The organism is Achromobacter sp. DMS1, assembly GCF_001270295.1.
In genome coordinates, this window is sequence record NZ_LHSJ01000202.1 from 1 (window position 1) to 7673 (window position 7673).

General features: G+C 68.0%; 8 protein-coding genes. 4 read left to right on the forward strand and 4 right to left on the reverse strand.

The features are described from left to right. Positions 1-1217: cysteine--tRNA ligase (gene cysS, locus AD428_RS19500; protein WP_053246289.1), on the reverse strand; the 1217-nt coding region annotated here is incomplete at its 3' end. Between the two features lie 453 nt (positions 1218-1670). Between cysS and AD428_RS19505 the strand changes: the two genes are divergently transcribed. From AD428_RS19505 to AD428_RS19515, 3 genes are all read left to right on the forward strand, one after another. After that, a complete protein-coding gene (locus AD428_RS19505; RefSeq protein ID WP_053246290.1) occupies positions 1671-2354 on the forward strand; it encodes a tetratricopeptide repeat protein in 684 nt (227 codons plus the stop codon). Between the two features lie 134 nt (positions 2355-2488). Continuing rightward, complete coding sequence (locus tag AD428_RS19510) at positions 2489-2998, forward strand: peptidylprolyl isomerase (RefSeq protein ID WP_053246295.1); 510 nt, start codon at positions 2489-2491, stop codon at positions 2996-2998. Beyond that, positions 2991-3761, forward strand: a complete 771-nt coding sequence (locus tag AD428_RS19515; protein ID WP_053246291.1) for a UDP-2,3-diacylglucosamine diphosphatase — start codon at positions 2991-2993, stop codon at positions 3759-3761. Before AD428_RS19510 ends, AD428_RS19515 begins: the two co-directional genes overlap by 8 nt. Positions 3762-3840: 79 nt before the next feature. Here the strand turns inward: AD428_RS19515 and AD428_RS19520 are convergent, their stop codons facing one another. The 3 genes from AD428_RS19520 to AD428_RS19530 all read right to left on the reverse strand — a co-directional run bounded on the left by AD428_RS19520 (position 3841) and on the right by AD428_RS19530 (position 7291). Next, entirely contained in the window at positions 3841-4704 is an 864-nt protein-coding gene (locus tag AD428_RS19520) for an undecaprenyl-diphosphate phosphatase (RefSeq protein ID WP_053246292.1), read from the reverse strand. 17 nt (positions 4705-4721) lie between these two features. Further along, positions 4722-6305, reverse strand: coding sequence for a TerC family protein (locus AD428_RS19525; RefSeq protein ID WP_053246293.1), 1584 nt, complete (start codon positions 6303-6305; stop codon positions 4722-4724). A 200-nt stretch (positions 6306-6505) separates the two neighbouring features. Continuing rightward, on the reverse strand, positions 6506-7291 hold the full coding sequence (locus AD428_RS19530; RefSeq protein WP_053246294.1) for an inositol monophosphatase family protein: 786 nt from the start codon (positions 7289-7291) through the stop codon (positions 6506-6508). 117 nt (positions 7292-7408) lie between these two features. Here AD428_RS19530 and AD428_RS19535 point away from each other — a divergent pair. Then, on the forward strand, positions 7409-7673 hold a 265-nt coding region (locus tag AD428_RS19535; RefSeq protein WP_160318608.1), incomplete at its 3' end, for a TrmH family RNA methyltransferase.

A 7673-nucleotide genomic window follows, 5' to 3' on the forward strand; every position in this document is an offset into this window, starting at 1 on the left:
GCAGGCCCAGGCAGGCCGCCCAGGGCCTTGAGCTGGCCGGCGCTGCGCGCGCGCTTGCCGCGGTTGGCCTCGGACGCCAGCTCGAACAGCGCGGCCACGGCGCCGGAACTGTTGAAATCGTCGTCCATGGCGGCCTTGAAGGCCTGGGCCTGGGGCTCGTTCCAGTCGATGCCTTGCGCGTCCGGCGCAACGTTCTGCAGCGCCTGGTACAGGCGGTCGAGCGCGTTCTGGGCGTCGATGAGATTGTCCGGCGTGTAGTTCTGCGGGCTGCGGTAGTGGTTGCGCACGATGAAGAAGCGCACCATCTCGGCCTCGCGCGGGTTCACACGGTATTCGGCCTGGTCGGCCGCGGGATCTTCGAGCGCGACCGTCTGGCGGATGGTGCGGAAGTTGCCCAGCGACTTGGACATCTTGTCGGCGTCCACCATGAGCGGCCCGCAATGCATCCACACGTTGGCCAGCGTGCCGCCGAAGGCGCCCTCGGTCTGCGCGATCTCGTTCTCGTGATGCGGAAACTTGAGGTCGGGGCCGCCGCCGTGGATGTCCAGCGGCAGGCCCAGCAGCGCGCGGCTCATGGCCGAGCACTCGATGTGCCAGCCCGGCCGGCCCAGCCCGTAGGGCGACTCCCATTTGGTGTCTTCGGGCTCGTCGGCCTTGGCCGCCTTCCAGAGCACGAAGTCCAGCGGATCGCGCTTGGACGAATCAACCGCCACGCGCTCGCCCGCGCGCAGGTCGTCCAGCGACTTGCCGGACAGCTTGCCGTAGCCGGCGAAGCCGCGCACGGCGTAGTTCACGTCGCCGTCGGCGGCCTGGTAGGCCAGGCCGTTGGCCTGCAGCCTGCCGATGATGTCGAGCATCTCGCCCACGTACTGCGTGGCGCGCGGCTCGCGGTCCGGCGGGGCCACGCCCAGCGCGCGCTCGTCGGCGTGCATGGCGTCGATGTAGAAGGCGGTGACCTCGCCGATGCGGCGATTGGTATCCACGGCGCGCCGGATGATCTTGTCGTCGATGTCCGTGATGTTGCGGACGTAATCCACGTCGTAGCCGCTGGCGCGCAGCCAGCGCTGCACCACGTCGAACGACACCAGCATGCGCGCGTGGCCGAGGTGGCAGAAGTCGTAGACCGTCATGCCGCACACATACATGCGCACCTGGCCGGCGTGCGCCGGTTTGAAGGGTTCTTTGGTACGCGATAACGTGTTGTAGATTTGCAGCATGGCGCTCGAGGATCAGTCCAAGTGTTTTTCCGTGCCGGCGGCGCCGGTCCGGCGCCTGCCGTGGTCCGCAGCCGGCCCCCGCCCACCGCGCCCGCCGCGTCCCCGCGCAGGGCATGGACGAGGCATGGACGGGGCGAAAGCGGCCCCGGCTCCGGCGTGCCCGGCGAGCCGGGCATACGCCCGCGCACGGAACGAGACATATTGAAAGACGCGCATTGGAACACCCGTGCGCGCATCCGTCAAAATTTCGGGCCGACTTCCAGGCCGGCTGCCGGGACAAACCGCCAGGCCGGCTGCCGGGACAAACTTCGCCGATCCGGGCTCGCGGGCGCCGCCGGCAAAGGCGCAAGGCCAAAAGCGCATACGAGGCTAAAATGGCGGTCGTCAAGTATAGCAAGCGGCCTGCCGGCGCGTGAATGCGCCCGCGGGCCCGGACTTTTAACGGATGCCCACGTGACTCCAACGCCGCGTTTCTGCGCCACCCTGCTCGCGCTCTTGCTGGCGGCGGCGCCTGCCGCCGCCCCCCGTGCCCAATCCATGGCCGGCGGTTCCGGCGAGAATCCGAATGCCACGCGCACCAAGCTCGACCCCATTCCGCCCGAAGGCGGCTGGGAAGGGCTGGCCCGGCTGCTCGAGGCCGTCAAGCCGAGCCTGGACACGCGCCTGGACCCCACGCCCTCGCAGATCACCGACCATATCGAGCGCCTGCTCAACCGGGGCGAGAACGACGAAGCCCTCGCCCTGATCGAAAAGCGCGAGGCGCAGATCAAGAACCAGCGCGGCACCGACGTGCAGCTCATGTTCCAGCACGCCCGCGCGCTGGCCGCGCTGAACCGCACCCAGGAGGCCATCGACCTCTACACCGAAATGACCACCCGGTTTCCCGAGCTGCCGGAACCCTGGAACAACCTGGGCGCTCTATATGCAGGCCGCGGCGAGCTCGAGAAGGCGCAGGACGCCCTGAAGATGGCGTTGCGCGCCGACCCGAACTATTCCGCCGCGCGGGCCAACCTGGGCGATCTGCAGATGCTGCAGGCGCTGCGCACCTACAAGCAGGCCGCCTCCGAAGGCGTGCCCGGCGCGCAGGACAAGGCCCGGGAAGTCGAAACCATGCTGAAGGACAAAGAACGGAAATGATGTCTCGCACCTCCCCGCTACACCTGCTGCGCCTGACGGCGTGCTCGTTCGCGCTGGCCGCCTTCGCGCCAGCCTTCGTCAGCGCCGCTCCCGCGGCCGCTTCCTCCACTTCTCCCTCTGAAGGCAACCAATCCATGAGCACCAATCCCCGCGTCAAGCTTCACACCAACATGGGCGACATGGTCATTACGCTGGACGCCGCCAAGGCGCCCAAGACCACCGAGAATTTCCTCACCTATGTGAAAGAAGGCTTCTATGACGGCACGATCTTCCATCGCGTGATCGACGGCTTCATGATCCAGGGCGGCGGCTTCGAGCCCGGCATGAAGCAGAAGCAGACGCACGCCCCCATCGAGAACGAGGCCAACAACGGCCTGAAGAACGACAAGTACACGGTGGCCATGGCGCGCACCAGCGACCCGCACTCGGCCACGGCCCAGTTCTTCATCAACGTCTCCAACAACGACTTCCTGAACTTCACCGCCCCGACCCCCAACGGCTGGGGCTATGCCGTGTTCGGCGCGGTGACCGAAGGCACCGAGGTGGTGGACAAGATCAAGGGCGTGAAGACCGGCAACAAGGGCTTCCACCAGAACGTCCCCAACGAGGACGTCGTCATCGAGAAGGCCGAAGTCGTTGAATAAGATCAGCCTTTCCGGACCGGTCTGGCTGGCTTCGGACGTGCACCTGGGGCCGGCCACGCCGGCCACGTCGGAGGCGTTCCTGGCATTCCTGGGCGCGGCGGCCGAAGAGGCGTCGGCCCTGCTGCTGCCGGGCGACATCTTCGACGCCTGGATCGGCGACGACATGATCCGCGCGGCGCCGCCCTGGATGGCCCGCGCCCTCCAGGCCCTGCGCGACACGGCCGCGAAGATTCCCGTATGGCTGGGCCGCGGCAACCGCGACTTCCTGATGGGCCAGGAGCTGGCCGATGCGCTGGGCGCGCGCCTGCTGCCCGAGCCCGCGCTGCTCGAAACCGACTACGGCCTCGTGCTGCTGACCCACGGCGACGAGTTCTGTACCGACGACGCGGCCTACCAGCAGTTCCGCAAGATGGTGCGCGACCCGCAATGGCAGGCCGAGTTCCTGGCCAAGACCATTCCGGAGCGCCTGGCCATGGCGCAGCAGGCGCGCGGCGAAAGCCAGGCGGCCAACCAGATGAAATCGATGGAGATCATGGACGTCAACGCCAGCGCCATCGAGCGGATCTTCCGCGAAAGCGGCGTGACCATGCTGGTGCATGGCCACACCCACCGGCCGGCGCGCCACGTGCTGGACGTGGACGGCAAGAAGCGCGAACGCTGGGTGCTGCCCGACTGGGATTGCGACCACGCCCGCCCCCCGCGCGGCGGCTGGCTGGTCATCGACCGCGACGGTCCGCAGTTCTACGATCTCGAGCAGGAATAGACGCCGGACATGGCCCGTCTTCGGCGGGCCGGCCCCGACGGGCTGGCCCGCCGAAGACGGGCCCACGCGTTCACGCCGCTCAGCGCGTGAAGATCCACGCCGCCACCACCCCTCCGAACACGATGCGGTACCAGGCGAACACCCGGTAGGTGTGGTTGGCCACGAAGCGCAGCACCGCGCGCACCACGACCATGGCGCTCAGGAACGCGGCCGCGAACCCCACGGCGATGCCGGCGAGGTCGTGCCGGGTGAGCAGGTCGATGTTCTTGTACATGTCGTAGGCCGCCGCCCCCAGCATCGTGGGCATGGCCAGGAAGAACGAGAACTCCGTGGCGGTCTTGCGCTGGATGCCGGCGATCATGCCGCCGATGATGGTGGCGCCGGAGCGGGACGTGCCGGGAATCATGGCCAGGCACTGCGCCACGCCCACGCCCAGGGCCTGCTTCCAGGAAATCTGCTCCAGGCTGCGCGCCGTGGCGTGCTCGTCGGAAGCGGTGTCATCGGCCGCGCCGGGCACGTCGCCCGGCGTGTGGCGCGTGCGGCGCTCCACGTAGAGCATGATGAGCCCGCCCAGCACCAGCGTCACCACCACCACGGCGGGGTGGTAGAAGATCTGCTTGATCGATTTGATGAAGACCGCCCCCACCACCGCCGCGGGCAGGAAGGCGATGAGCAGGTTGCGGGTGAACGCCACCTCGGTGCGGTCGCCGCGCAGCGTGCCGCCGATGAGTCTGGCCAGGCGCGCGCGGAACACCCACATCACCGCCAGGATGGAGCCGAGCTGGATCACCACCTCGAAGACCTTGCCCTGGCTGGACTCGAAGTTCAGCCAGTCTCCGACGAGGATGAGATGGCCGGTGCTGGAGACGGGAATGAATTCCGTCAGTCCTTCCACGATGCCCAGGATGCAGGCCTTGATGAGATAGAGAGCGGCGTCAGTCACGGTCGGGGCGTTTCCGGTTAGTCATTGGCCAGGGCGGCGTCTTCGTCCAGCGGCTCCACGGGCCGCTTCTCGACCCGCACCAGCGCGATGCGGCGGCCGTCCATTTCGAGCACCTCGAAGCGGAAATGCTCGTGATGGGCTTCGTATTCGCACGCATCGCCCGGCTTGGGCAGGTGGCCGAAGCGCGACAGCAGGTAGCCGGCCAGGGTGGAGTAGTCTTGCGCCTCGTCGACGAGGCCCTCGGTTTCCAGCACCTGCTCCACGTGATGCAGGTCGGCCGCGCCGTCGATCTTCCAGGTGTTGTCGCCGTCGGCGACGATGTCGGGCATCTCGTCTTCGTCGGGGAACTCGCCGGCGATGGCCTCGAACACGTCGATGGGCGTCACCAGGCCCTCGATGGCGCCGAACTCGTCGGCCACCAGCACGAGCTGTCCGCGCGAGCGCTTGAGGGTGTCCATGAGGCGCAGGATGCCGATGGACTCATGCACGATGATGGGGTCGCGCAGCCGGTTGCGGCGCACGCGGCCCTCGGTGATGAGGTCGGCGATGAGATCCTTGGCGCGGCCGATGCCCAGCACCTCGTCCAGCGACCCCCGGCACACGGGGAAAAAGCTGTGCGGCGCCTCGGTGAGCTGGCGGCGGATGGTTTCCGCGTCGTCGTCGATGTTGATCCAGGAGACGTCCATGCGCGGCGTCATGATGGAGCGGATGGAGCGCTCGGCCAGGGTGAGCACGCCGCTCACCATGTTGCGCTCTTCCACCCCGAAGGCCGGCGCCGTGGGGCCGTCCTGGCTGGGCAGGTCGGGCTCGTCGGCCGGCGGGCGCTTGCCTAGCATGCGCAGCACGGCCGCGGCGGTGCGTTCGCGCATGGGGCGGCGCGCGTCGAGCTTGAGCAGGTTGCGCCGCGCCACCTGGTTGAGCGCCTCGATGGCCACCGAAAACCCGATGGCCGCGTACAGGTAGCCCTTGGGCACCTTGAACCCGAACGACTCCGCCAGCAGCGAGAAGCCGATCATGAGCAGAAAGCCCAGGCACAGCACCACCACGGTGGGGTGCGCATTCACGAAGCGGGTGAGCGGCTTGGAAGCCAGCAGCATGATGCCGATGGCGATCACCACCGCGATCATCATGATGGCCAGGTGATCCACCATGCCCACGGCGGTGATCACCGAATCCAGCGAGAACACCGCGTCCAGCACCACGATCTGCGTCACGATGACCCAGAAGCTGGCGTACACGCGCGGGCCCGAGGCGCCGGCGTGCTGGCCGCCCTCCAGGCGCTCGTGCAGCTCCATGGTGCCCTTGAAGAGCAGGAAGAGGCCGCCGGCCATGAGGATGAGGTCGCGGCCCGAGGGCGATAACGGCCCGATGGAAAAGAGCGGCCGGGTCAGCGTGACCAGCCACGACATGAGGGACAGCAGGCCCAGCCGCATGATCAGCGCCAGCGACAGGCCCATGATGCGCGCGCGGTCGCGCTGCGCGGGAGGCAGCTTGTCCGCCAGGATGGCAATGAAAATCAGGTTGTCGATGCCCAGGACGATTTCGAGAACGACCAGGGTAAGCAGGCCGACCCACGCTGCGGGGTCCAGCAGCCACTCCATCAGGAGCTCCAGAAGTTATGCGACCGATAATCGTACATGGAAATTCCATGACACGCCGGTAACGCGCCTCATCCCTATGCAGGAGAAAGAGAGGCGGCGGCTCGGGCGGCGGCCGATGGCAAGAAGCGCGGCGGCCGGCGCGCGATGCCGCCGGCCGCGCGCATGGAGCCCGCCGCTTGCGGACCCCATGCGCCGATGCGTCAGGCCGCCGAAGGCGGGGTCAGCGCATTGAGCATCTGCGTGAAGACCTTGGGGCTCGCGGCCAGGACGTTGCCCGAGTCCATCCAGTCCTGTTCGCCCTGGAAATCCGCCAGCAGGCCGCCGGCCTCGAGCACGAGCAGGCTGCCCGCGGCCAGGTCCCAGGGCTTGAGGCCCACGCCGCAGAAACCGTCGAGGCGGCCGCAGGCCACGTAAGCCAGGTCCAGCACGGTGGCGCCGAGGCGGCGCACGCCCGCGCTGCCTTCGGCCATCTGGCGAAAGCGCGCCGAGCCCTGCTCGGGGTCGCTGGAGTTGGGCCAGTGCGCGCCCAGCAGCGCCTCGTGGTAGCGGGTGCGGCCCGAGACGCGCACGCGGCGGTCGTTGAGGAAGGTGCCGCTGCCCCGGCTGGCGGTGAACAGCTCGTTGCGCGACGGGTCGTAGACCACGGCCTGCGTCACCTGTCCGCGCTGGGTCAGGGCGATGGACACCGCGTAGTTGGGCAGGCCGTGGATGAAGTTGGTGGTGCCGTCCAGCGGGTCGATGATCCACTGGAACTCGGCCTGGTCCGGCCCCTGCAGGCCGAATTCCTCGCCCAGCACCGCGTGGTCGGGATAGGCGGCGCGCAGCGTCTCCACGATGGACTCCTCCGCGGCGCGATCGACTTCCGTGACATAATCGCGCGGCCCCTTGCGAGCCACGCTGATACGTTCCAAATCCATGCTGGCACGGTTGATGATGGTGCCGGCACGCCGGGCCGCCTTGATGGCGATGTTGAGCATCGGGTGCATAGAATTCCGTAAGAATGCGGTGAAATAGCCGCTTGCCGCCTTCCCGCGGGCCCTGCCGCCCCAACCGGGAAGGCGCCCAAAAACCAGGAAGGCACTAAGCCAAACATGGCATTTTAAATGACTCAGGCATTTTCTCGCGTCCGCTTCATCATGGTGCAGCCCAGCCACCCCGGAAACGTGGGCTCCGCGGCCCGCGCCATCAAGACGATGGGCTTTTCCGAACTGGTGCTGGTGGCCCCCCGCCACGAGGACGTGATCCGCCACCCGGACGCCCTCGCGCTGGCCAGCGGCGCCACCGACGTGCTGGAGCGGGCCCGGGTGTACGGCACGCTGGAACAAGCCCTGGCGCCGGTGACGCTCGCCTTCGCCCTGACGGCGCGCG